We start from the raw sequence: 22,909 nt of genomic DNA on the forward strand, positions 1-22,909 counted from the left end.
GTTGACAAAATTCGTATGCTACATTTGAGGAAATAATGTTCAGGAAGTATGTTGTGAAATGGCTTATCGCTGCGGTGTTGTGGTTGTTAAGTAATGTGACAACGGCAGATACGCTCTATGTCTATACTGAATCTTCTCCTCCATATCATTACATGAATGAGAAAGAGGACGTGGTTGGCAGTTCAACAACGCTGGTTAGACAAATTCTCGAAAATGCTGGTTATGACGTCGAATTCCTTTTGATGCCGTGGGCAAGATCGTTGCGGATGGTATCGAAACGAGATGATGCGTTAGTTTATTCTCTGGCACGCACCCCAGAGCGGGAGTCGCAGTTTTTCTGGATTGCGCCGGTGAGTGAATTTCGGCTGGCATTAGTTAAGCTTGCCACTCGCAGGGACATTCATGTCAGGTCGAATTCTGATCTTCTCCAATACGCATTTTCAGCGCAGCGTCATGATATCGGGTTTGACTGGTTGATTGCCAACGGGCTGCAGGAAGGCAAGAACTTAATGTCTTGCGCTGATATTCACTGTTCCTGGCAGCAGCTTAAGCTGGGCACCGTAGATATGATCATTGAGGACCCGGCGCTCATTCCGTATTCTGCCCATGCCTTTGGCATGAAGGCCGAAGCGCTCGAAACGGTGATGTTTATACCGGAATTAAAGGTGGAGGGCTTTCTGGCGGCTTCCCCAAAAATGGCAAAGCCGCTTGTGCTTGAACTACAACAATCTGCGCGGATGCTGGCTAGTCAGTCGGTTGATGGCGCTCGCGCAACACCGCAATAACCTGGCTCAACTCTAAGTCACTGGCTTGTAAGAGCACTGTGAGATGGTAAAGCAAGTCGGCAGATTCGTTCAGTAACTCTTCTTTGTCCTGGACGGTCGCTGCCAGTGCGGCTTCAACACCTTCTTCACCGACTTTCTGAGCAATACGTTTTATACCCTTGTTGTACAAGCGTGCCGTGTAGCTGGAGTCCGGATCAGCGGACTTACGCGCTGACAATACGGTTTCCAGATCGGCCAGAAAGGTGAAGTCGGTAGTATCGCCATTGAACCAGCATGATTCCGCGCCAGTGTGGCAGGTAGGACCAACCGGGGTGGCCAGAATCAGCAACGCGTCGCTATCACAATCTGCACTGACAGAAACCAGTTTCAGGGTATTCCCGGAGGTTTCGCCTTTTTGCCATAATCGCGATTTGGAGCGGCTGTAGAATGTGACTTTTTGTGACGAGAGGGTGGTATCAAGTGCTTCCTGATTCATATAGCCCTGCATCAGCACTTTGCCACTGCGCGCGTCCTGAACAATGGCCGGTAACAGGTTATCCATTTTTCCCCACGCCAGTGCGCCCATATTTTCTTTAGTAATCATTACAATCCTTCTCCCAGTGAGTGGCGTTTTCTCATCGGTATCCCCTGCGCGGATAGCGCACTTTTTAATTCCTGCATGTCAATTATGCCTTTATGGAATACAGATGCGGCCAGAGCCCCGTCTACATCTGCCTGCTTAAACACATCAGCAAAATGTTCAATGGCACCTGCACCACCAGAAGCAATGAGCGGCACATTACACACTTCCCGTATGGCTTTTAGCTGCGCGATGTCATAGCCTTTGCGTACGCCATCCTGATTCATGCAGTTAAGGACTATCTCACCGGCACCGCGTTGCTGAACTTCTGCTATCCAGTCTTGAGTTTGCCACTGAGTTTGCTGTGTACGGCTTTCATCACCGGTAAATTTATACACCTCATAGTGACCTGACGCTTCGTTAAAGAAGCTATCGATACCGATGACCACACATTGTTGCCCGAAAACATCGTGTAACTCATTAATCAGTGACGGTGCGGTAAGCGCAGGGGAATTAACAGAGATCTTATCTGCCCCCATTTCCAGAATACGTCCGGCATCCTCAACCGACTTAATGCCGCCGGCCACGCAAAAGGGAATATCAATTACCTGGGCAATTCGGCTTACCCAGCTTTTATCTACCACCCGTTGATCGGAGCTGGCGGTGATATCATAGAAAACCAGCTCATCGGCACCGGCCTTGGCGTATTGCTCAGCCAGTGGCACGATGTCACCGATAATTTCATGATTCCGAAACTGGACGCCTTTCACAACCTTGCCGTCGCGAACGTCCAGGCAGGGAATTATACGTTTTGCCAGCATGCTATAGCCTCCTTAACGGTAAACTTTCCTTCCAGCAGCGCGCGCCCTAAAATAACGCCGCCTACCTGAGTTGGCTTTAATGCTTCGATATCATGAAGACCACCTATGCCGCCCGAGGCCTGCCATGAAACGTTTGGAAACGCTTTGGCCACTTCGCTGTAAAGTTCCACATTAGGGCCCTGTAAGGTGCCGTCACGGCTGATATCGGTACACAGTACGTGCTTAGCGCCTACCTCGGCAAAGTCGTTCAGGATGGCCTCCAGCGACACGCCGGAGTTTTCCTGCCAGCCATGGGTAGCGATAAACTTATTCCCGGCATCGTCAATATTGATATCCAGTGCCAGTACAATGTGCTCTGCACCGTAGCGGGTAACCCATTGCTTCACTGTTTCCGGAGACTTCACCGCCAGCGAACCGACGACAACCCGGCTAACACCCGATTCCAACAGCTGTTCCACTTCTTTCTCAGAACGAATGCCGCCGCCCGCCTGGAATGCCATTCGCTTGGTATCAACCATACGGCGAATGAGATCAAGCTGTCGTTTGGAGGTGTCTTTCGCGCCGGTTAGGTCAACAATATGCAGCCACTTTGCGCCCTGGTCAGCGTAACTGTGTACGACGTCGACCGGGTCCAGTGAATACTCGGTTTTCTGGTTGTAATCACCCTGATACAACCTGACGACTTGGCCGTCGATTAAGTCAATTGCCGGAATAATCATTACATGTTCACAAAGTTAGTTAAAAGTTGTGCGCCGGCTTCGCCACTGCGCTCCGGATGAAACTGCACACCAAAATAGTTTTTGTATTCCAGTGCAGCGGAGAACGGTTGTCCGTATTCGCAACTTGCCAGTGTGCGTTCGTAGACGGGAACGGCAAAGCTGTGCACAAAATAAAAATAGGTGTCGTCGGGGATACCGGTGAAAAGCGGGGAATCAGATTGTGCTTTTACTGTGTTCCAGCCCATGTGAGGAAGACGTAAATCTCCCGCTTTCAGCCGCTCTACACGACCCGGCATCAACCCCAGACAATTCACGTTACCATCGCGACTCTCGGCAGAACTTTCTACCATCAGTTGCATACCCAGGCAGACGCCGAGTACTGGCTGCGTTAATTGCTGGAGTGTTGCGGTGAGGTTTTTGGCTTCAATACTTTGCATTGCAGCAAACGCACTGCCTACCCCGGGAAGAAACACCTTGTCGGCAGACTTAATAACGTTGTCTTCTGACGAGACTTCCACACTCACGCCTAAGCGCTCCAGAGCAAACCGCACCGAAGAGATGTTGGCGCATCCTGTGTTGACAATAACTATCCTCTGGCCCATTACAGTGCTCCTTTACTGCTTGGGAGGGCATCTCCCTGACGGGTAATTGCCTGTCTCAATGCACGTCCAAAGACTTTGAACAGACTTTCTACCTGATGGTGCGCGTTCCCTTCGCTGGTGGACAGGTGTAGTGACAAGCCCATGCTTTGTGCCAGTGAATAGAAAAAGTGCGGTACCATCTCAGTGGCCATTTCACCTACCTGGTCACGGCTGAAGTCTGCTTCAAATTTCAGGTGCGGACGATTAGAGATATCCATGATGCATTCTGCACGGCATTCATCCATTGGCAGCGCAAAACCAAAGCGTCCAATACCCCGTTTGTCGCCAAGTGCCTTTTTCAGCGCTTCACCTAACGCCAGCGCAGTGTCTTCTACGCTGTGGTGATCGTCAATGTGCAGATCACCCGTCACCGACACCTGCATCTCAAATCCACCGTGTGTGGCGATTTGGTCGAGCATATGGTCGAAAAAGCCAAGGCCGGTTGCAATCTCAGACTTTTTGGTTGAATCCAGATCGACACGAACTTTAATGTCGGTTTCGCTGGTTTTACGCACCACCTCTGCAATACGGGAAGAGGCAAGCAATGCTTTCTCAATCGCTTTCCAGTTATTTCCCTCAGGGCTGTACTTCAGACCGCGAATACCCATATTTTCAGCGAGTTGCATATCGGTATCGCGATCGCCAATGACGTAAGAGCGGGCAAAGTCCACGCGTCCTTGTTGCAGGTAATCTTTTACCAGACCTAATTTGGGTTTGCGACAACTGCAGTTGTCGCTGTCAAAATGGGGGCAAATCAGCACATCGTCAAACGTAACACCTTGTGAAGCAAATACCTGCATCATGGCATTGTGCGGCTTGTCGAAATCTTCCTGAGGAAAGCTGTCTGTACCCAGACCATCCTGGTTACTTACCATCACCAGTGAAAAACCGGCAGACTGGAGTTTCAGTAACACCGGGATCACATCCGGTTCAAATACCAGTTTCTCCAGGCTGTCGAGTTGTTTGTCGACAGGGGGTTCTTCAACCAGTGTGCCGTCACGGTCAATAAAAAGTATGGCTTGCTGGCTCATGCCGACACTCCTGTTTGTTCTAAAAATGAATCAATTAATGTTAGCAGGCGGGCATTTTGTTCTTCATTGCCCACGGTTGCCCTCAGGCAGTTTTGCAGGTTCAGCTGTTTGGACTGATCGCGGATCAACATGCCATTTTCCACCAGAAAAGACATAAGAGCCTGACTCTGCTCGAACCGGAACAACACGAAATTGGCAGTGGTGTCACCTACCAGTGTGATACCGGAACGTGCTGCAAGTGCCTCTTTCAGGGCCTGACGGTGAGAATTTAATGTTTCCACCTGCAGCGCGACACGGGCCAGGCCTTCCTTATTCAGTGCCTGCGCAGCAATTTGTGCAACTGGCTCCGGAATAGGATAGGGCGCTATAACTTTGAGCAGAGACTGAATGATCTCTGCGGATGCCAGCGTAAATCCGCAGCGCAGCCCGGCCAATCCAAATGCTTTGGACAAGGTGCGAAGGACAACGAGATTGGGATATTGTGCCAGTTTGTCGGCCCACGACCCATCAGAATCAAACTCAATATAGGCTTCGTCCATTACCACCAGAGCACGGTCTTTAAAGTGAGATAAAACCTTCTCTACATCGTTAACATCAGCCCGTGTTCCCGTCGGATTATTCGGTGAACATATAAAAATCAGATTGACGTCATCTTCGTCACAAATGGCGTTTACGTTTAACGAAAAGTCTTGGTTAAGCGGCACTTTTTTTACGCCGACATCACAGGTTTCTGCGCTTATCGCGTACATGCCGTAGGTTGGCGGACAAATCAGAATGTTGTCTTTACCCGGCGTACAAAAAGTGCGAATAAGTAACTCAATGCCCTCATCTGCGCCGCGGGTGACAATAAGCTGTTCGGTCGCTACGCCAGCGTAGCCTGCGTAGCCATCAACAACCGCATTAGGCTGACAAGAGGGATAGCGATTAAAGCTGCTGCTGTCCACACTGTAGTCATTCGCAAAGGGCGACTCGTTGGCGTTCAGCCAATCCTGACCGCCAGAGTAGAGACGTCGGGCTGACTCATAGGGTTTGAGCGGGATCAGATTTTCATTGATCAGTCGGGAAAGCAAATCACTCATTGGTGTCATCCTCTGATGTCAGCACATCCATGCGAAGTGCCACAGCTTTTTTGTGGGCGTCCAGTCCTTCAGCGTCTGCCAGTGTCATAATCGTGGGCCCAAGTTGGCGCATGCCATCTTGCGTAAGCTCCTGCACGGTGTAGCGACGCATAAAGTCCAGCAGGCCCAGGCTGGAGTAGTTTCGGGCATAGCCATAAGTTGGCAACACGTGGTTGGTGCCGGAAGCATAATCACCGGCAGACTCAGGAGTCCAGGGACCCAGGAACACAGAGCCTGCGTGCTTAATGCGTTTTAAGGCTTCACGTGGCTGATTGACCTGCACAATTAAATGTTCTGGCGCATACTGGTTGCTGACCTCAATGGCTTCATCAAGATCGCGGGTAAGAATGTAGCGCGCATTTTCCATCGCTTCGCTGGCGATTGAGCCACGGGATAGCAATGCCAATTGTTCACTGACTTCACCTTTTACTTTATTAATCAGGCTGGCGTCATCAGTGACTAATATGGCTTGTGAATCAGGACCGTGTTCGGCCTGAGACAGCAGGTCGGAGGCAACAAAATCGGGCCTGGCTGATTTATCAGCTAATACCAGAACCTCTGAAGGGCCGGCTGGCATATCGATGGCTGCGCCATCAGCGCTCAGGCTTACCTGTTGTTTGGCTTCAGTCACATAGCTGTTACCCGGACCGAAAATCTTATCGACCTTGGTGATGGTGTCGGTGCCAAATGCCATAGCCGCGATGGCCTGGGCGCCGCCACATAAATAGACTTCGCGGATATCACATTTTATTGCGACGTACGCAATCTCTGGCGCGATAAGTCCGTCGGAGTTTGGCGGCGTACACAGTACTTTCCTTTCACAGCCCGCTACCAGGGCAGGTACGCCCAGCATCAGTGCCGTTGAAGGGAGCGGAGCGCTGCCGCCGGGAATATATAACCCTACTGCTTCCAGCGCGGTAAAGTGTTGCTCGCAGGTCACGCCGGCAGTGGTTGTCAGCGTAATACTTTCAGGCTGTTGTGCATCGTGAAAACGCTTAATATTGTCGTAAGCGGTGTCAATGGCAGCTTTGACTTCCTGCGAAACCGAGTCAGCCAGTTGCTTCAACTTACCTTGCGACAGCGCCAGTTCAGACAATGAGGCGCAGTCAAAATCCTGTGTGAATGACAACACTGCCTCATCGCCTTTCGCGCGTACTGCACGAATGATATCTCCGACTGTCTTTTTTAATTTCTGATTGTCTTTCATGGCCGGACGCAATAAAGCGTCACGTTTGCCATCATTGGATAATTCAGACCAGGTGATCATCGCGCGTTATCCCATCATTTTTTCAATTGGCATTACCAAAATAGAGCTGCAACCCAGCGCCTTCAGCTTTTCCATAGTCTCCCAGAACAGGTTTTCAGGGCTTACTACGTGGATCGCCACAGTGTCATCGACACCCGCGAGCGGTAATACCGTAGGATTTTCTGCACCGGGAAGCAGACTTTTCACCTGCTCCAGATAGGCTTTCGGCGCGTGCAGCATGATATATTTGCTTTCTTTGGCTTGCATGACACCGTCGATACGCGGCACGAGGCGAGAAATCAGCTCTGCTTTCTCCTCCGGTATGTCACCATCTGCACGCTGAATCAGCACCGCTTTGGAGCGGAAGATTACATCTTTCTCCACCAGACCATTGGCTTCCAGCGTGGCACCAGTGGATACGAGGTCGCAGATTGCATCGGCAACGCCGGCACGAGGCGCGACTTCTACTGAGCCGGTTAACATCACAGCTTTGGCGTTGATGTTTTGTTCTTTAAAGTAACGCTCAAGTAAAAAGGGGTAGGTGGTGGCGACTTTTTTGCCTTCAAGGGCGCTGGCACCTTCGTACGTCATCTCATTGGGTACCGCGATAGACAAGCGGCAACCGCCGTAATCCAGTCTGCGAAGCACTTCATAATCAGCAGGTTTTCCGGCAGCACGGCGCTCCAGCATTTTTTCTTCTAACTCGTTTTCGCCGATAAAGCCCATGTCGACCACGCCATCCATGACCAGTCCGGGGATGTCATCATCTCGCACGCGCAGCAAGTCGATTGGTTGGTTCGTTGAATGAGCAATCAGCAAGCGGTCACGAATGTTCAGTTTAATTCCAATGGCTTTAAGCAGCGCAATACTGTCGTCGCTGAGACGACCCGATTTTTGTACCGCAATGCGAAGTCTTCTGCTGTTACTCATCTTTGACTTTCCTTAAGTTTATTTAATTGTGCGCCCTAAAACGAAAAACCCCCGGAAGTTTCCTTCCGGGGGTCGAGAATCTTTTTTCTGCGCCACTGGAAGGAAACAATAACCTTCCAGCACAAACCTGAAAGGCTATGCTTTATGGTGGTGGTGATGGTTTAGCGCAGTATAGTTCATAAATTCTTTACAGATGTTCCTGTTTTCAACGCCGGAAACAGTAGCTAAAAGATGCGCATTTTGCAACACCCATTGAACCCTTTGTTGTAATGTGGTCTAAATTTATGGATATAACTTAAAACTTTTCACTATGAGCAACGATTTACTGTTTTCTATTATCCCGCGTGCAAACAATCAGGTACCGGTTAAAGACCGTGGCCAGATCAAGCGTATTGATCCGATGATTAATACCGAAGCATTAAATGAAGAGGAGCGAGAGGTACACAGTAGTCAGCGTAAGGTCAGTGAAAAAGAGCAGTACCGCGAGCACCAGCAATCGCAGGGGAAACAATCCGGAGGGCAGGATGCGTCTTCGCAGGAGTCGTCCGGGCAGTCAGATGCAGATGTCGCTGACAGCTATGATGAATCCGGCAAGAAATCAGCGGAAAGTGACGAACACTTGCCAAAGCGGCGAAAACATATCGACAAGTTTGTGTAGAAAGAAAGGCCGGGATACCGGCCCTGACAATGCGTTACGATGTTTTGCGGTTTCTTCGCAGAAACAGACCTGCAAGACCACCGCCAAACAGCAGCGCGGTAGCGGGTGCTGATACTGCAGCAATGCTCGGGTTTTGTGCCTGCGCTAACTCAGTGATTTCAACATTCCCGAAGGTAGTGTCATCCTGAGTGAAATTATAAAACCCAAAACCGCCATCAGTGAATCCGTCCGGCAGGTCGATACCTGCATTAACAGCTTCTTCTGCGGTCAGACTTATTTCCAGTTCATCATCAATGAACACTTCAACCAAGTCACTTGAGTAGTTTATTTCGAAAGTGTAAACCGCGTTATCTTCTGATGCCTCTTCATCAAAGTTACCGGTTTCCCAACCTTCGTCACCGAGGTTTTCACCGCGCTTCAGTTCGGTAACACCCTCATCTGAATCGTGGGTCCAGGTTTTAGACCAGCTGTCGGTGACGTTGCCGTCCCCACCCGCCACTGCGCCAAGGCCCTGGGATACATAAGAGATAGCCAGTCCTCGGCTCGCCAGGCCTAATGTACCGTTGGTCTGTCCTGCTTTCTTCCAGTCAATAAGAAGAAAGTCAGTCTGAGAGGCGAAGGCTTCCCCGGCATTATAACCGAGAACAAAACCTACATAATCATCATCTTCGCCAGATACTGCGAATTGTCCTTTCACTGACTTGTTAAGGCCAGACATACCTGAAAAAAATGTGCTTGGGCCACCATTATTTAATTGAGTGACACGTGTTTCTTGTTCGCCCATTTCCCAATTCACGCCGCTGCCGTCAGACTGCCAGTCACCTAATTTGACATAGGCTGCCTGAGAAGTAGAGGTCATTACTACGAGGGGAAGAGCGTACTTCCATTGCTTCATGTTAATCTCCGGTTCCATGTTAACCGAAACTACACCAGCAAATGTTGGGCCTATTGGTAACTGTTTGATTTTAAAGTTTAATTTTTTATTCTTTATACTTTAGTAGTATGAGGTTTGTTATTATTACAAGGTTTTAATACTTATCCTGTAAAATCTTGCTGTAAAAAAAGCAGACAGTGCGCGCATGGCCACATGCGCGCAAAAAGTAAAATTAATTCAATTCTTTATCTTTCCAGAATTTGGTTCCCTTGATGGTTGCCTGAAGTGCCAGTCCGCTCTCTGTCATGGTATAGACCGTGACATTACCCAGATAGTCTTCGCCTTCCGCAGAAGCGCCTTTATTTGCAGCTTTCGCAGTGGCATCAGCATTGCCGCCAACGGCCCAGCCATTTTCAACAAAGTAATTTAATGAGTCCTGGCTGTGGAACACCATAACAATTCGATAATCTTTCGCACCCAGTCCCAGGCCTACACCGCCCTCGGCCATGTTCATATAGGTACGTGAGCCTGAAGCCTGGTTTGTCACGACACCGTAACCGGTGCCTGCGGCAAAGAAAATGACGTTAACATTTGCATTACTAAAAACGGCATAGCCTGCCGAGTTGGCTATCTGCGCCCGGGTGTCCGGTTTCTCAGCATACAGGCGGGTCAGTGTTGTTTGTTGCATATCCAGGATAGCTTGTTGCTTTTCAGCAACAGTTCCGTCTCCCATCGAAGCGCAACCAAACAGCATTAGCGACCCGGTGAGCAGTGCCCCCATAAACCACAACTTCTTTATACTCATGATGATCTCCTGTTTGTCTTCATCATTTTTACAAATGCAATTACCTATCGGTGCCATCACCGGGAGCATTTGCTAAGTAAGCTTAGCAAGAAGTGTGCGAGTTGCCGCAAAAGGGCAAAGAGTGCGAAAACTATTAAGCAGGCGGGGGGAGAGGGATAAAAAAGAAACGGACTTTCAACGTAAAGGACTCGGTGTTGAAAAGCCATGCTGACAAAGCGCAGCACGGCTCCTGAGGAATGGCTACTTCATTTGTTCTACGCTGTAACCTTTTGCTTTAAGTTGGGTAATTAACCCGGTGTCGCCAGGAATATGCATCGCGCCGACTAATACAAACTCCGTCTCCGGTGTAGTCATCAGGTCTGTAAGTACGGGCATCCAGTTGTTATTTCTGGACGTAAGAAGCAGGTCATAGATGTCCGGATATTCATCGGCAAACTCTTCCATCGATAACGCATAGAAGCTTGCCATGTCTCCCTCGCGCCAGTCGTCTTTCAGGTCGCCCAGCATTTCAGGCATCCGTTTGACATCCTCGATGGCGTAGCTGACATACGCATCTTCATTGCCTTCGCCCATCTTGGAAATGAAAGTGAGCTGTTGTTCCGGAGATTCAAGATAATGCATGGCTTTGCCATCTCCCATCCCCAACGTGTAGTAGTACTTGTCTACGCCCTGACTGGTAAGTCCAAGGCGCTGAAATTCAATCATGCTCAGCGAGATCCCAACCAGAGCTGGGCGCAGGTTCATAAATCTGTCTACAGGTACCCCGCGAGCCGCTAAATGCGTTTCGAGTTGTTTCAGGGTGTCATCACTTACATCATCTTTTAACGACCCTCCTTCGCCATAGGTCAGCATTTGTAATGACTTCTGAGCGAACTCGGGAGTGCTAAGTGCAGCGATGTCAGTTTCGAAAACCAGGGCATCGCTTTGGCTATATGCGGTTTTATATTCTTCCGGTAGCGGATAATCCTGCGGACTGAGAATGTGCAATGTACCACCCAGATACATGGTATTTTCGCCGTCAGAAACTTTCCAAACCGACGCAGAGTAAGCGGGGAGGGCTAGCAGAGATGCTAACGCCAGTGATGCGATACGACGCATGAGTGACTCCTTCAAATGATAATAATCCGTTCGCGTATCCGCGACATCTCACTTTACTTTGAAGTCGGCCACTCATCAACTAATGCTGCGGACGATACAGACGGCCAGACTACCAGTCAATTTCCATGTCCAGCGTTGTATCCTGACTGGTTTGTCCAACCATTTCTTCGTATGGCGTTGCCTGTCTGAGCCACACCTTACTGAATGATTTCCCTTCAAAATGAGTACGGATCTCGTTCAGACAATGGAATGTCCGGGGTTTGCCTTCAGCAACCATAAGCGGTTGTTGACTGTCGGGCTCACCGGTAGCAACCACGTAATTGCCACCTTCAATCGATTCAATATACAAATTCATAGCGCTCTCCAGATTGCTTTCAATAAGTATCGTAGCGCTGTGAAATATGATCATTAAAGTTAGGTAATGATGCCTGGACGTTGCCCATCCATTTCCGTCCAAGCGCACAAGATTTTACGTTGTGAACAGATGATGATTGGCCGGTGCGAAGGCATTGTCGTCGCTATACAATCTCAAATCGTAAGCCCGCATGTTCGCTTAATTGCGGGATTAACGCGTCGCCGAAACAGCTTGCAGGAGAAAACTGTCCGCTCGGTGCTGTACCCTCATCACGCATTGAAACCAACAGAATGGCACACTCTGAGAGCATTTTTGCGGTAGAGCCGTAACCCGGATCACGGTCGCCGGTCACTCGTGCAGCCGCACGTTTTCCATCAGAGGTTTCGCCATAGAAGCGGATATCATAAAAGCCCTGTTGCTGTGCTTTTTCTGAAGGACCTTCTCCTGGTTTTGGAAGCCAGTATTTTTCAAGCAGGGTGCGCAGCCACGAAACAGACGCCGCAACCATGAAGCCGCCGAGTCCCAGTGTCATTGTCCATGCCCGTATCGCCCCCTTGCGCTTGCGGCCAGTGACCATTGCCTCTTCGTAACGGAAACTTTTTCCGTACGGGTACGCCATCGCGCAGTTACTCCAGTGCACCACCCGAGTGTTTATCGCTGCCATAATAAACGGCGCTATCCAGGCGCCGGTTACAGGATCGTAGCAGGCTTTTTTGACATTAGGCTGACGCACGCTGGCGTCATTTTCACCACACAGTAAATAGGGGTTTGACAGTTGCTTCTTAATCGCTTTGTCTTTGCCGGCTTCTTCAACGAGATTCAGCATGCTGGCCACAGTGCCGCCTGATGCGCCGCCTCTTATGCGGTGAACTCGCATAGCGACCGTTGAGAAGGCTGACTGAAACTTTTGCTGCGCATGTTGCTGTAGGAAATACACGCCCATATCTGAGGGAATGGAATCAAAACCACAACAATGGACAATTTGCGCACCATGTTGCTTTGCCGTTTCCTGATACTTATCCTGCATTTTTTTGATCCATTGCGGCTCTCCGGTCAGATCGACGTAGCCAGTGCCTGTTTCTGCGCAGGCGGCGACAACGCTTTCGCCGTAGAGGGCGTAGGGGCCTACTGTGGTAATAATAACCGAAGCCTGCTGACACATGTCATGCAGCGCTTTGTCGTCATTGGCATCTACCACCATCATGTCTGTGTCCGTACAGCCATGCTGTGCCAGTACTGTCCGCAGCTTTTCTTCATTTCTGCCTGCAACGGCCCAACATGACGCGTCGAGTCTGTTAGCGAGATAACCTGTAATAATCTGACCAACAAAGCTCGTTGCACCAAACAAGATAATGTCGTACTTGCGTTTTTCAGTCATGTTTCCACCAGTTTTTCCGGCAAACCATTATCCCGGCATCTGACAGGATATGGCGTAAGCGATGACGGTCAGCATGATTCAAAAACTGTCCGATTACAATGTTATGCGGTGGAGATATCAGCTGTAACTCGGGGAGATGCCAGTCAGTCTCTCCCTCGTAAAACGCCAGATGACTGCTGTTACGCGGCAGCGTGAGCACAGGGGCACGTTTGCCAACGGATACCAGAATGGATTCTGGTTTAATAATAATATCCTGATATTGGTAAGTTGATTGTGAAACGCGGTAGAAGAGGAAGGCCAGCAGTCCGGTTTCTATGCCAGCAAACGGCAGGATCACCCAGACTCCGGCCATAAGCCAGCCAACCGCAATGATGAAGATTACCAATCCCATCAGTGCAATCAGCCACTTTGTCTGTTGCCAGGTAGCACTTCGGTTAGGACAAAGCCGAACGGACAGCTCCTGTTCAGAAGTGCGGGTAATCAACATACTGTGTCCGGGTGTTTACGTTATGTTTACATTTAAACGTAAAACGTAGCAGATTCAGATTTAAATTTCTGAAAGGTTCTGGCAACCTTAGCGACATTGCAGCGTTGGACATTATCTTGTGAATAGCCTGAAGTCATTGGTTTCGCAACATCCTTACCGGTTTTTCTTGTTTGTTTGCTGGCTTGTGATAGTCAGCTCGCAGGATAATCTGGCTGAGCTTATCGGTACCTATTCCGGCTTTCTGTTTTTGGGCGTAGTCGGTGCGATTTTCGCTAACGCGACCGGCGCTGGTGGCGGTGTCGTGTTCGTGCCGTTCTTCAACCAGTTGGGATACAATCCGCAAGCGATAATCGCTACAAGTTTTGCTATTCAATGCTGCGGGATGACTGCCGGCGCTATTACCTGGTGGCGATTTTATCGGGAGCATTGTCAAAAGGCCGCTGCGTGGCAGGGGCTCAAAAGTGGCCTCGTACTGACGGTGCCTGCCTCACTTTGTGGTATATGGCTTGCCCAATACGGGCCTCTTATTACCCCTCGTCTTGATGCGCTGAAGGGAAACATGGAGGCGCTGCACTTAGGGTTTGGTATTTTTTCAATTCTACTGGCGCTCGCAATTCTCGCCTCAGTCCCCTTGTTGAAACGTACCGTTTTCACCACCAGATTTTCGCAACTCGATATCTTATTTCTGCCTTTCGTTGCTTTTGCTGGCGGCGCAATAACCGCGTGGTTGTCAGTCGGGGTAGGGGAACTGGTGGCGGTGTATCTGATTATCCGCGGCTTCAGCGTGACCATGGCCATTGCGCTGGCGGTTATCCTTTCTGCTGCATCTGTCTGGGGGGCTGCGGTATATCATGTTCTCATCTCAGGTGCGATTATTTGGGAAGTGGTGCTGTTTGCCGGTCTTGGGGCGGTGATTGGGGGGATCCTTGCTAAGCGGGTTGTGCTGGCGTTTTCTCCAACCAGACTCAAACTGTTTTTCGCAAGCTGGGTATTCATTATGGGCGTGAGCGGGTTGCCTGTCTTTTAAGTGTCGTCCTCATCGACGTTGGTTTGCGTCAAGAAGTTGAAGGGGGGCTGAACGTTCTTTATGGTGGGTAGGTATAAATACCTTTAAGCCACTTTCCGGGAGCTGTCATGTCTACACCTCGCCATAAGCCGAAATCGCCTTATCAGTTGCAGCAGCCTGACTGGTCAAAAGATGCCGTCATTTATCAGGTGAATACGCGTCAGTTCAGTGAATCGGGAAACTTCGACGGAGTAAGGGCCGGTCTGGACGACATCAGGGCGCTGGGCGCAGATATCATCTGGTTAATGCCAATTCACCCGATTGGTGAAAAACACCGCAAGGGCGAATTAGGAAGCCCTTACGCCGTAAAAGACTATTACGGTATCAATTCTGAATTTGGTGACAGCCATTCCCTTCGTCAGCTTATCCGTGCGATCCACGACAGAGGCATGAAAGTGATTATTGACTGGGTGCCGAATCACAGTGCCTGGGATAATGAGCTGGTGACAACTCATCCTGACTGGTATGCACGTGACTACAAGGGAGATTTCCGGCCATCGCCCTGGTGGGACTGGGACGACATTATTGAGTTCGATTATGATAACCCGGCATTGCGCGATTACATGATTGACGCGCTGTGTTACTGGGTAAGAGAATTTGATATCGACGGGTTTCGCTGTGATGTGGCCGGGTATGTGCCTAATGATTTCTGGCATCAGGCCAGAGTTGCGCTAGATGCAGTCAAGCCGGTATTCATGCTGGCTGAATGGGAAGATCGTGATTTACACGAACAGGCCTTCAATATGACCTATGCCTGGACGTGGAATGAAGTGATGCACGATATTGCGCACGGAAAAGGTTCAGTGGACAAACTGCGCAAATATTATTCATGGAATGAGCGGGCATGGCCACGTCAGGCGTATCGCATGACCTTTGTCAGTAATCACGATAAAAATGCCTGGGATGGCACACAGCATGAACAGTTCGGTAAAGCGTTAGAAGCCGCGATTGTGCTTTCCGTTATCGGTGAAGGTATGCCGCTGATACATAACGGGCAGGAGGCGGGTGAAAGTAAACGTCTGGCTTTCTTTGAGCGCGATCCGATTGACTGGCAGCCGCATGAAATAGGTACGCTGTACACACAGCTGATTGCATTAAAAAAGCAAATCCCGGCACTGTGGAATGGTCCCTTTGGCGCCAGAATGATTCAGGTTCCTAACAGTGCACAGCCCGACGTATTTAGCTTTGTCCGCCAGCAGAATGGCGATGCGGTCTTTGTGGTTTTGAATCTAGGCGATACAGACGTTGAAGTGAGCTTCAGCGAAGCTCTTTATCATGGTGAGTTTGAGGATTTTTTTCGCCGTCAGCAATATCGTTTTGACGCCGACACCACAATGACTCTTGCGCCATGGGATTACCGGTTGTTTGTCAGGTCGGGCCTTCGCTGAGGCTGATCTTTCGCCGGGAAATGTCGATTTTCCCGGATTTACTAAAAGACTTTTGGCATAATGCCGGTTTTTCGTAGCAAAGAAGGCAGTTATGGCGTCGGTGTCGACACTTTTTTCTGCAGATGGTGAGCTTGCAAAAGCCATCTCTGGTTTTGTGCCCAGGCAGGCGCAGACAGATATGGCCAATGCCGTTAAATCTGCCATAGACAATGAACATAGCCTGATTGTAGAGGCGGGAACCGGTACAGGAAAAACGTTTGCCTACCTGGGGCCGGTGTTGCTGTCTGAAGGAAAAGCGATTATTTCCACCGGAACCAAAAACCTTCAGGAACAGCTGTATCACCGCGATTTGCCACTGGTGAAAAAAGCACTCGCCAGTCGTCGTAAAACTGCCTTATTAAAAGGACGTGCAAATTATCTCTGCCTGCACCGCGTGGCGCAGCATGGCGGCAACTCGACACTGGTAGATAAAGAGGTCCTCGGACAGCTTTCGACAGTGCGGCAATGGGCGACTACCACAAAAACCGGTGACATGGGCGAACTCAAAGCCTTGCCTGAAGATGCCCGTGTGCTTCCGCTGGTAACTTCAACAGTGGATAACTGTCTGGGGCGCGACTGCCCTGATTACGAGGATTGCTATCTGGTGAAGGCGCGCAGAAAAGCGTTGGATGCCGATGTGATTGTAGTCAATCATCACCTTTTCTTTGCCGATATGGCGTTAAAGGATACCGGGTTCGGCGAACTGATCCCCGAGGCCGACGCCATCATTTTTGATGAAGCCCACCAAATTCCGGATATTGCCAGTGATTACTTTGGCGAGTCGCTCTCTACAAGGCAGCTTCATGACCTGTCGAAAGACGTCACACTGATATACCGAACCGTATTGAAAGATGCCGAACAGCTCGATAAAGCTGCTGACAAATGCCGGATGATAGCGTCAGATTTACGGTTGCTGTTCCCGGAAAATCCGCAGCGCGGGAACTGGGCCGAAGCATTAGAGCGGGATGACGTTCGTGCAGAAGTCGGCAAACTTGCCGAATCGTTAGGCGTGCTTCACGAAGTCTGTAAGCTGCACATCGGGCGGGATAAAGATCTCGACAATCTGTACGAGCGAATTGTGCAGGCCCGCGAAAAACTTGATGCGCTCAGCGACAATCTACAGGATGGGGTAAGCCTCTGGTACGAAACCACACCCAGACACCTTATTATGCACCTCACACCGCTGTCTATTGCGGCAAAGTTTCGCCATTTTGTTTCCTCGCCACCGCGGGGATGGGTGTTTACATCCGCGACGCTGATGGTAAACGGTGGATTCGAGCATTTTCAGCGCAGAATGGGGCTTGAAGACGCAAAAACACTGGGGCTGGATAGCCCGTTTGATTATCAGAAACAGGCGGTGCTGTGTGTACCCCGGCATCTTCCTGAGCCTAACAGCTTCGAGATGCGCAACACGTTGCTGGACACTGCCAAGCGCTTAATAAAAGCCAGCAAAGGGCGTTGCTTCTTGTTATTTACCAGCCACGCCATGCTCAAACTGATAGCTGAACGCTTAGAGCATGAGGTGGATAATCCGCTGTTAGTGCAGGGGACAACCACCAAGCAAGCATTACTGGACGCCTATCTGGCTGATCAAAACGCGGTGTTGCTTGGCACGGGGGCGTTCTGGGAAGGTGTAGACGTTCGTGGTAGTGATCTTGTGTGCGTCATGATCGATAAACTGCCGTTTGCGTCGCCGGACGATCCGCTGCTGCAGGCACGTATTGATGACGTGAAAAAACGCGGCGCGAATCCGTTCGCGGTAATTCAGATCCCCCAGGCGGTGATTACGCTGAAGCAGGGGGCCGGGCGGTTAATTCGGGATCCTTCCGATAAAGGTGTGCTGGTAATTTGTGATAATCGTCTGGTAACCCGTCATTATGCCCAGACGTTCCTGGCAAGTTTGCCGGATATGCGTCGCACCCGCAGCCTCGACGAGGTAGAATCTTTTCTTTCCACCATAGATGACGATGAGCAGTAAACGATGACCCGAATTCTAGCCATAGATACCGCTACAGAGGCGTGTTCCGTTGCATTACAGGATGGCGACACCGTATATAGCCGGTTTGAAATATGTCCGCAGCAACATAGTCAGAAATTGTTGCCCATGGTGGATGACGTTTTAAAGGAAGCCGGTCTCTCTCTAAGTGAGCTTGATTGCCTGGCTTACGGCCGTGGCCCCGGCAGTTTTACCGGTGTACGTATTGCTACTGGCATGATTCAGGGACTGGCGCTTGGCACCGGGTTACGGGTTGTGAGTGTCAGTACGCTGGCTGCCATGGCCTGGGAGGCGGCAAAGGCCAGCGAAGCCTCAACGGTATATACGGCAATCGATGCGCGCATGGGTGAGGTGTACTTTGCTGCCTATCAGAAAACGTCTGACAGTCTCGAGTCTCTAGTGCCAGAAAAAGTTTGTCCGCCAGAAGAAGCGTTTACCCATTGTAAGGAAAGCGACGCTGTAGTAGCCGGCACCGGATGGGCAGCCTATGAGGTGCTTTCTGATTTTACTGCAAAAGCAGAGTTAACAGCAGGCGTGCTTTATCCCGCTGCAGAGGCAATGCTGCCATTGGCCAACGCGTCATTGTTGCGTAATGAAGCCGTCTTAGCAGCGGACGTTGAGCCTGTGTATCTCAGAGACAAAGTGACCTGGAAGAAGCTACCGGGCAGAGAGTAGGTTTGGCCAGATTTTTGCAATTCTAAACAGCTCACGATGAATGACAGGGCGAAATCTGATAGATATTCGGCAATCCTGCGTATAAAATAAGCAGGCTGGTGAAATGAGAACTTCGGACATTTTGTTGCTATAGTAAAATTATGATTATTAATACATCATTTTCTTTATCCTCTGCTGATGCGTTGCAGAGCAGACGAAACGCGTCTGCGGTTGAGTCTGTCATAGAAAAAGTGCAACCGGAGCAAGAGAGGCAGCAACAGGCAAGAGATGAACGCCCGCCTGTCGTTAGAGCGCCCAGCTCTGAAAAAGACTATGCGCAAGCAGAGCAGTACCAGCAGTTCATTAGAGAAGAGAGTAACAACCAGTCTCGTTCTGCTATCGCCACCTACAATGCCCTGGCAAAATCCGATCAGCGCGACAACGTAAGAGCAATGTTTGGTGTAGATATTTACGCCTGAGCAGCCAACGTCCTCCTGCGTGTCCATAAACGCTTCTCTATACCGTACTCCCCCTGATTATCAATACGCTGAATACGAGAACCAACAGTGTCTTCTGCGCAACCTTCGTCTTGTTTTCTTTTTTAACGCAGCGGTCGGTTACAGATTGTCACACGGTTTTCACTACATCGGTGATAGTGTAAGTTGCATGTGCAGTGAACGAGTAATGACCTATGTCAGTACTAACAGATGGCTGATTACCATAACTACGTTTCGACGCAGTGCGGTTTATATGCAGATCGTTTTTCTGGCGTTGGTCTGCAGGATATTTTCAGCGCATCGCCGGATTCAGCTTTTGTTCAGGCAAAAATGAGATACTGTAGGCAGTGTGCCATAAGTCAATTTGGAATGAGTGTATGTTACTGAGAATACTTGGGGTATTAGGTGTACTGACCCTGACAAGTTGTGCAATCGTACCCGATGCCATTGAGGTAGAAGAGGGAACGCAGCTCGTGAGTTATTCGCGTGCGGTGACTACAGGCAATGAAATGGTCGGTGAAACCGCGCGGTGGGGTGGAATCATAGTGGGTGTGGAAAATAAGCCGCAAAAAACCTACGTTGAAATTGTCCACTTCCCACTGAATAATTATGGGAAACCAAACACATCGGCGGAAACTGTCGGTCGGTTTAAGGTGATGATTGACGGCTTTGTCGATCCGATCGTGTTTGAAGAGGGTAGAACAGTGACCTTCGTTGGAAATCTGATTGCGCCGACATCGGGGATGGTAGGGGAGCAACCGTACATGTACCCTACAATTCAGGCGATGGACTATCACCTGTGGCGTAAAGAGAGTACTTACGATGTATCGGGATTATATTTTAACTATCGTACCGGGTGGTACTCGCCGTTTTTCTACCCGTATTATCGTCCGGGCTGGGGCTTCTATAATTCGCGTATAAGAGTGATTGAGCGTGGAAACGCTGCGCCGAAATCGCCGATTAACCGGCCAAACAGGAATTATGCGCCAACTCGCAGCAGTAATCAGAATACGACCCCTGTGGGTAGGCAGAATAACCGGAAATCGATCGAACAATAGCGGTAAACTTTTGCCTGTCTGGCGGCAATGTTTTTCCGCCAAATAAGGACATAACAGGCATGAAAGAAGTTGAGTTTCACGTTGGCAGCACGGTTATTGCCGGGCTGGATAATCAGGTGCAGGGCGATATTATTATCGGCCTGCACGGTTTTTTGGATAACGCAGAAAGTCTGCGACCGCTGGCACCCTACCTCGAAAATTACCGTTTCATCATTTTAGATCTAGCCGGACACGGCAAGTCTTCTCACCGTCCTCTCGCCGCGCACTATAATCAGGTTGACTATCTTCAGGACCTATTCGCCATTCTTACTGATAATGAATGGAAAAGCGTTACTTTACTGGGACATTCGCTGGGCGGCATTTTGTGCACGCTGTTTGCGGGGATGTTTCCTGAATATTGCAAGGGGGTAATTAGCCTGGATTCATGCGGGCCGCTGACAAAACCTGAAGACACAACCGCACAACAAATGCGGGAATCTGTGTTGAGTCGCTATGAAAAAAGCCGCAACCGTTTGCGCATGGTAGATTTAGATACTGCAGTGGAAGCGCGCTGTAAGGTGACCGACACGCGTCCGCAAGATGCCCGGGAAATTATACAACGAAATCTCACACAGGATGCCAGCGGACACTGTTTCTGGTCGAGCGACCCGCGATTGCGAACGCGCTCTACAGTCAGGTTAACCGAAGGACAGGCGGAAAATATAATGCGTCAGATAGACTGTCCGGTGCTATTTACCAGCGCATCTACGAGCTTTAAACAGGTGGATGCTGTTTATTCTGAGCGAAAACAGTGGTTTAAACGGAGTCAGTGCGTTGCTTTTGATGGAGGTCACCATGTACATATGGAAAAACCGGACGAAATCGGGCCGGTAATTCGAGAATTTGTTGACCAGTTGTAAACTGCAAAGTTTATTTTTTTTAACGCATCCTATACTATTCGCAAGATATCAGACCAGTTAACGAGAATGCCGTGCCTACAGTGATTGCGCATTCCCGGGTAATATAATAATAACGGAAGGAGGCTTTGGTGGATAAAACCTGGCTTGAGCACTACGACCCTCGCGTTTCAGCGGAGATAGATCCGGACCGCTACAGCTCTATTCTGGACATCTTCGAACAGTCCGTGAAAAAGTATAGTGATAAAGTGGCCTACATCAACATGGGCCAGACGATGACATTTGCGGAGTTGGATGCATTGTCAGCGCAATTTGCCGCCTACCTTCAAAATACCGGACTTAAGCATGGTGATGCTGTAGCCATCATGATGCCAAACCTGCTGCAATATCCGGTAGCAATGTTCGGCATCCTGCGCGCAGGTATGGTGGTGGTGAATGTGAACCCGCTTTACACTGCCCGGGAGCTAAAGCATCAGTTGAATGATGCCAATGCAAAAGCCATCGTGATAGTTGAGAACTTCGCCTGCACATTAGAAAAAGTGCGTGAAGAAACGAAGCTTGAGCAGGTTTTACTTACGTCATTAGGCGACATGCTGCCGGCACCTAAACGCTGGATTGTGAATTTTGTCGTAAAGTACGTGAAAAAAATGGTGCCGTCTTACTCCTTGTCTGATACTACCGCGTTTATGTCGGCTATCAAAAAAGGTGAAAAACTGAAGTACACCAGGCCGGATATCAGCAGCGATGCGCTGGCTTTTCTGCAATATACCGGAGGAACAACCGGTGTGTCGAAAGGCGCTATGCTCACGCATCGCAACATGGTTGCTAACCTGGAACAGGTATCGGGAATACTGGAAACGGTCATTGAGCCGGGTGAAGACTTTGTGGTGACTGCGTTGCCGCTCTATCACATCTTCGCGCTGCTGGCGAACTGTCTGCTATTTGTAAAATACGGCTGTCGGAATTTGCTTATTACTAACCCGCGCGATATGCCTGCGTTTGTAAACGAACTAGGTAAATATCCGTTCACAATTCTGCCGGGAGTAAACACGCTGTTCAATGGTTTGCTTAACACGCCGGGATTCGATGAACTTGACTTTTCAAACTTCAAATTTGGATTAGGCGGCGGTATGGCTGTGCAGCGTCCGGTTGCTGAAAAGTGGCAGAAAGTCACCGGAACCGTACTGCTGGAGGGCTACGGTCTGACAGAATGCTCGCCAGTAGTGACGGTAAATCCACCACAAATAGAAGCATACAAAGGCGCCATTGGGATGCCGCTGCCATCTACTGATATTCGCCTTCTGGACGAAGAGGGTAATGAGGTTCCAAAGGGCGAACCAGGTGAATTGTGGGTGAAAGGCCCGCAGGTGATGAAAGGATATTATAACCGCGAGGAAGCCACCGACGAGATACTCAAAGATGGCTGGCTTGCTACCGGCGATATCGCAACCGTCGATGATCAAGGTTATTTCTATATTGTTGACCGTAAAAAAGATATGATCCTGGTTTCAGGCTTTAATGTCTTCCCGAATGAGATTGAAGAAGTTGCGGCGATGCACGATGACGTAGTAGAAGCCGCAGCGGTAGGGGTTCCCCATGAAGTCAGCGGGGAAGTGGTCAAGCTTTTCGTGGTTCGCAAACACGAAGGGTTGACGGAAGAAGCCGTTATTACACACTGTCGCTCGCACCTGACAGGCTACAAAGTACCAAAGCATGTGGTATTTAAAGAAGATCTACCCAAAACCAATGTGGGAAAAATCTTACGTCGCGAGCTTCGGGATTAAGGCGAACGCTAACCCAGGAGAGTTTC

The 22,909-nt window shown here is 49.7% G+C and carries 24 protein-coding genes and 1 other annotated feature; of the genes, 10 read left to right on the forward strand and 14 right to left on the reverse strand.

Annotated elements, in window-relative coordinates; all coding sequences use genetic code 11:
• The first annotated feature begins 53 nt into the window (after positions 1 to 53).
• Positions 54 to 785 carry a substrate-binding periplasmic protein gene (locus JKP77_RS11420; protein WP_218311322.1) on the forward strand — a complete coding sequence of 244 codons (732 nt, stop codon included), beginning with the start codon at positions 54 to 56 and terminating at the stop codon, positions 783 to 785.
• On the opposite strand, the gene hisIE is transcribed toward JKP77_RS11420, so the two are convergent.
• From hisIE to hisG, 8 genes are read right to left on the reverse strand one after another with little or no spacing between them, the layout of a single operon-like run.
• Positions 745 to 1,368, reverse strand: a complete 624-nt coding sequence (gene hisIE / locus JKP77_RS11425; RefSeq protein WP_218311324.1) for a bifunctional phosphoribosyl-AMP cyclohydrolase/phosphoribosyl-ATP diphosphatase HisIE — start codon at positions 1,366 to 1,368, stop codon at positions 745 to 747. The genes JKP77_RS11420 and hisIE overlap by 41 nt on opposite strands.
• Entirely contained in the window at positions 1,368 to 2,165 is a 798-nt protein-coding gene (gene hisF / locus JKP77_RS11430; RefSeq protein WP_218311326.1) for an imidazole glycerol phosphate synthase subunit HisF, read from the reverse strand. Before hisF ends, hisIE begins: the two co-directional genes overlap by 1 nt.
• On the reverse strand, positions 2,147 to 2,884 hold the full coding sequence (hisA, locus tag JKP77_RS11435; RefSeq protein WP_218311328.1) for a 1-(5-phosphoribosyl)-5-[(5-phosphoribosylamino)methylideneamino]imidazole-4-carboxamide isomerase: 738 nt from the start codon (positions 2,882 to 2,884) through the stop codon (positions 2,147 to 2,149). Before hisA ends, hisF begins: the two co-directional genes overlap by 19 nt.
• The gene (gene hisH, locus JKP77_RS11440; protein WP_218311329.1) at positions 2,884 to 3,486 is read right to left on the reverse strand and encodes an imidazole glycerol phosphate synthase subunit HisH; all 603 of its coding nucleotides are present in this window, start codon (positions 3,484 to 3,486) and stop codon (positions 2,884 to 2,886) included. Before hisH ends, hisA begins: the two co-directional genes overlap by 1 nt.
• A complete protein-coding gene (gene hisB, locus JKP77_RS11445; RefSeq protein ID WP_218311331.1) occupies positions 3,486 to 4,556 on the reverse strand; it encodes a bifunctional histidinol-phosphatase/imidazoleglycerol-phosphate dehydratase HisB in 1,071 nt (356 codons plus the stop codon). Before hisB ends, hisH begins: the two co-directional genes overlap by 1 nt.
• Complete coding sequence (hisC, locus tag JKP77_RS11450) at positions 4,553 to 5,635, reverse strand: histidinol-phosphate transaminase (protein ID WP_218311332.1); 1,083 nt, start codon at positions 5,633 to 5,635, stop codon at positions 4,553 to 4,555. The genes hisB and hisC overlap by 4 nt, the downstream gene beginning before the upstream one ends.
• Positions 5,628 to 6,941 (reverse strand): histidinol dehydrogenase, encoded by a 1,314-nt coding sequence (gene hisD / locus JKP77_RS11455; protein ID WP_218311334.1) that lies wholly within the window; start codon positions 6,939 to 6,941, stop codon positions 5,628 to 5,630. Before hisD ends, hisC begins: the two co-directional genes overlap by 8 nt.
• Before the next feature lie 6 nt (positions 6,942 to 6,947).
• Positions 6,948 to 7,850 carry an ATP phosphoribosyltransferase gene (hisG, locus tag JKP77_RS11460; RefSeq protein ID WP_218311335.1) on the reverse strand — a complete coding sequence of 301 codons (903 nt, stop codon included), beginning with the start codon at positions 7,848 to 7,850 and terminating at the stop codon, positions 6,948 to 6,950.
• 39 nt (positions 7,851 to 7,889) lie between these two features.
• Positions 7,890 to 8,010 (reverse strand) — a sequence feature (His leader region).
• Between the two features lie 150 nt (positions 8,011 to 8,160).
• On the opposite strand from hisG, the gene JKP77_RS11465 reads away from it, so the two are divergent.
• Positions 8,161 to 8,508, forward strand: coding sequence for a hypothetical protein (locus tag JKP77_RS11465; protein ID WP_218311337.1), 348 nt, complete (start codon positions 8,161 to 8,163; stop codon positions 8,506 to 8,508).
• A gap of 34 nt (positions 8,509 to 8,542) precedes the next feature.
• Here the strand turns inward: JKP77_RS11465 and JKP77_RS11470 are convergent, their stop codons facing one another.
• The 6 genes from JKP77_RS11470 to JKP77_RS11495 all read right to left on the reverse strand — a co-directional run bounded on the left by JKP77_RS11470 (position 8,543) and on the right by JKP77_RS11495 (position 13,505).
• Positions 8,543 to 9,403 (reverse strand): PEP-CTERM sorting domain-containing protein, encoded by an 861-nt coding sequence (locus tag JKP77_RS11470; protein ID WP_218311338.1) that lies wholly within the window; start codon positions 9,401 to 9,403, stop codon positions 8,543 to 8,545.
• A gap of 211 nt (positions 9,404 to 9,614) precedes the next feature.
• Positions 9,615 to 10,187 carry a lipid-binding SYLF domain-containing protein gene (locus tag JKP77_RS11475; protein WP_218311340.1) on the reverse strand — a complete coding sequence of 191 codons (573 nt, stop codon included), beginning with the start codon at positions 10,185 to 10,187 and terminating at the stop codon, positions 9,615 to 9,617.
• A 240-nt stretch (positions 10,188 to 10,427) separates the two neighbouring features.
• Positions 10,428 to 11,285, reverse strand: coding sequence for a TraB/GumN family protein (locus JKP77_RS11480; RefSeq protein ID WP_218311342.1), 858 nt, complete (start codon positions 11,283 to 11,285; stop codon positions 10,428 to 10,430).
• A 109-nt stretch (positions 11,286 to 11,394) separates the two neighbouring features.
• On the reverse strand, positions 11,395 to 11,640 hold the full coding sequence (locus JKP77_RS11485) for a DUF6482 family protein (RefSeq protein ID WP_218311344.1): 246 nt from the start codon (positions 11,638 to 11,640) through the stop codon (positions 11,395 to 11,397).
• 163 nt (positions 11,641 to 11,803) lie between these two features.
• On the reverse strand, positions 11,804 to 13,018 hold the full coding sequence (locus tag JKP77_RS11490) for a saccharopine dehydrogenase family protein (RefSeq protein ID WP_218311345.1): 1,215 nt from the start codon (positions 13,016 to 13,018) through the stop codon (positions 11,804 to 11,806).
• Positions 13,011 to 13,505, reverse strand: a complete 495-nt coding sequence (locus JKP77_RS11495) for a DUF2244 domain-containing protein (RefSeq protein WP_218311347.1) — start codon at positions 13,503 to 13,505, stop codon at positions 13,011 to 13,013. Before JKP77_RS11495 ends, JKP77_RS11490 begins: the two co-directional genes overlap by 8 nt.
• 127 nt (positions 13,506 to 13,632) lie before the next feature.
• On the opposite strand from JKP77_RS11495, the gene JKP77_RS11500 reads away from it, so the two are divergent.
• From JKP77_RS11500 to fadD, 8 genes are all read left to right on the forward strand, one after another.
• A complete protein-coding gene (locus JKP77_RS11500) occupies positions 13,633 to 14,532 on the forward strand; it encodes a sulfite exporter TauE/SafE family protein (protein ID WP_218311463.1) in 900 nt (299 codons plus the stop codon).
• 107 nt (positions 14,533 to 14,639) lie between these two features.
• Positions 14,640 to 15,959: an alpha-amylase family glycosyl hydrolase gene (locus JKP77_RS11505; protein WP_218311349.1), complete on the forward strand. Its 1,320-nt coding sequence runs from the start codon at positions 14,640 to 14,642 to the stop codon at positions 15,957 to 15,959.
• 91 nt (positions 15,960 to 16,050) lie between these two features.
• Complete coding sequence (locus JKP77_RS11510; RefSeq protein WP_218311350.1) at positions 16,051 to 17,976, forward strand: DNA repair helicase YoaA; 1,926 nt, start codon at positions 16,051 to 16,053, stop codon at positions 17,974 to 17,976.
• A 3-nt stretch (positions 17,977 to 17,979) separates the two neighbouring features.
• Complete coding sequence (tsaB, locus tag JKP77_RS11515; protein WP_218311352.1) at positions 17,980 to 18,669, forward strand: tRNA (adenosine(37)-N6)-threonylcarbamoyltransferase complex dimerization subunit type 1 TsaB; 690 nt, start codon at positions 17,980 to 17,982, stop codon at positions 18,667 to 18,669.
• Between the two features lie 140 nt (positions 18,670 to 18,809).
• Entirely contained in the window at positions 18,810 to 19,127 is a 318-nt protein-coding gene (locus JKP77_RS11520; RefSeq protein ID WP_218311354.1) for a hypothetical protein, read from the forward strand.
• A gap of 395 nt (positions 19,128 to 19,522) precedes the next feature.
• A complete protein-coding gene (locus tag JKP77_RS11525; protein WP_218311356.1) occupies positions 19,523 to 20,203 on the forward strand; it encodes a Slp family lipoprotein in 681 nt (226 codons plus the stop codon).
• A gap of 59 nt (positions 20,204 to 20,262) precedes the next feature.
• Positions 20,263 to 21,102: an alpha/beta fold hydrolase gene (locus JKP77_RS11530; protein ID WP_218311358.1), complete on the forward strand. Its 840-nt coding sequence runs from the start codon at positions 20,263 to 20,265 to the stop codon at positions 21,100 to 21,102.
• A gap of 128 nt (positions 21,103 to 21,230) precedes the next feature.
• The gene (gene fadD / locus JKP77_RS11535; RefSeq protein WP_218311359.1) at positions 21,231 to 22,883 is read left to right on the forward strand and encodes a long-chain-fatty-acid--CoA ligase FadD; all 1,653 of its coding nucleotides are present in this window, start codon (positions 21,231 to 21,233) and stop codon (positions 22,881 to 22,883) included.
• Positions 22,884 to 22,909: the final 26 nt, after the last annotated feature.

This window comes from Alteromonas antoniana (assembly GCF_019249295.1).
Classification (GTDB): Bacteria; Pseudomonadota; Gammaproteobacteria; order Enterobacterales; family Alteromonadaceae; genus Alteromonas; species Alteromonas antoniana.

What these genes read in the sequence shown, in the direction of transcription:
- hisA (WP_218311328.1), bottom strand. Translation starts at nt 2,884, where the DNA reads ATGATTATTCCGGCAATTGACTTAATCGACGGCCAAGTCGTCAGGTTG.
- JKP77_RS11505 (WP_218311349.1), top strand. Translation starts at nt 14,640, where the DNA reads ATGTCTACACCTCGCCATAAGCCGAAATCGCCTTATCAGTTGCAGCAG.
- hisG (WP_218311335.1), bottom strand. Translation starts at nt 7,850, where the DNA reads ATGAGTAACAGCAGAAGACTTCGCATTGCGGTACAAAAATCGGGTCGT.
- JKP77_RS11510 (WP_218311350.1), top strand. Translation starts at nt 16,051, where the DNA reads ATGGCGTCGGTGTCGACACTTTTTTCTGCAGATGGTGAGCTTGCAAAA.
- hisF (WP_218311326.1), bottom strand. Translation starts at nt 2,165, where the DNA reads ATGCTGGCAAAACGTATAATTCCCTGCCTGGACGTTCGCGACGGCAAG.
- JKP77_RS11520 (WP_218311354.1), top strand. Translation starts at nt 18,810, where the DNA reads ATGATTATTAATACATCATTTTCTTTATCCTCTGCTGATGCGTTGCAG.
- JKP77_RS11490 (WP_218311345.1), bottom strand. Translation starts at nt 13,018, where the DNA reads ATGACTGAAAAACGCAAGTACGACATTATCTTGTTTGGTGCAACGAGC.
- JKP77_RS11530 (WP_218311358.1), top strand. Translation starts at nt 20,263, where the DNA reads ATGAAAGAAGTTGAGTTTCACGTTGGCAGCACGGTTATTGCCGGGCTG.
- JKP77_RS11475 (WP_218311340.1), bottom strand. Translation starts at nt 10,187, where the DNA reads ATGAGTATAAAGAAGTTGTGGTTTATGGGGGCACTGCTCACCGGGTCG.
- JKP77_RS11495 (WP_218311347.1), bottom strand. Translation starts at nt 13,505, where the DNA reads ATGTTGATTACCCGCACTTCTGAACAGGAGCTGTCCGTTCGGCTTTGT.
- JKP77_RS11525 (WP_218311356.1), top strand. Translation starts at nt 19,523, where the DNA reads ATGTTACTGAGAATACTTGGGGTATTAGGTGTACTGACCCTGACAAGT.
- hisIE (WP_218311324.1), bottom strand. Translation starts at nt 1,368, where the DNA reads ATGATTACTAAAGAAAATATGGGCGCACTGGCGTGGGGAAAAATGGAT.
- JKP77_RS11485 (WP_218311344.1), bottom strand. Translation starts at nt 11,640, where the DNA reads ATGAATTTGTATATTGAATCGATTGAAGGTGGCAATTACGTGGTTGCT.
- JKP77_RS11465 (WP_218311337.1), top strand. Translation starts at nt 8,161, where the DNA reads ATGAGCAACGATTTACTGTTTTCTATTATCCCGCGTGCAAACAATCAG.
- hisB (WP_218311331.1), bottom strand. Translation starts at nt 4,556, where the DNA reads ATGAGCCAGCAAGCCATACTTTTTATTGACCGTGACGGCACACTGGTT.
- JKP77_RS11480 (WP_218311342.1), bottom strand. Translation starts at nt 11,285, where the DNA reads ATGCGTCGTATCGCATCACTGGCGTTAGCATCTCTGCTAGCCCTCCCC.
- JKP77_RS11470 (WP_218311338.1), bottom strand. Translation starts at nt 9,403, where the DNA reads ATGAAGCAATGGAAGTACGCTCTTCCCCTCGTAGTAATGACCTCTACT.
- hisD (WP_218311334.1), bottom strand. Translation starts at nt 6,941, where the DNA reads ATGATCACCTGGTCTGAATTATCCAATGATGGCAAACGTGACGCTTTA.
- tsaB (WP_218311352.1), top strand. Translation starts at nt 17,980, where the DNA reads ATGACCCGAATTCTAGCCATAGATACCGCTACAGAGGCGTGTTCCGTT.
- hisH (WP_218311329.1), bottom strand. Translation starts at nt 3,486, where the DNA reads ATGGGCCAGAGGATAGTTATTGTCAACACAGGATGCGCCAACATCTCT.
- hisC (WP_218311332.1), bottom strand. Translation starts at nt 5,635, where the DNA reads ATGAGTGATTTGCTTTCCCGACTGATCAATGAAAATCTGATCCCGCTC.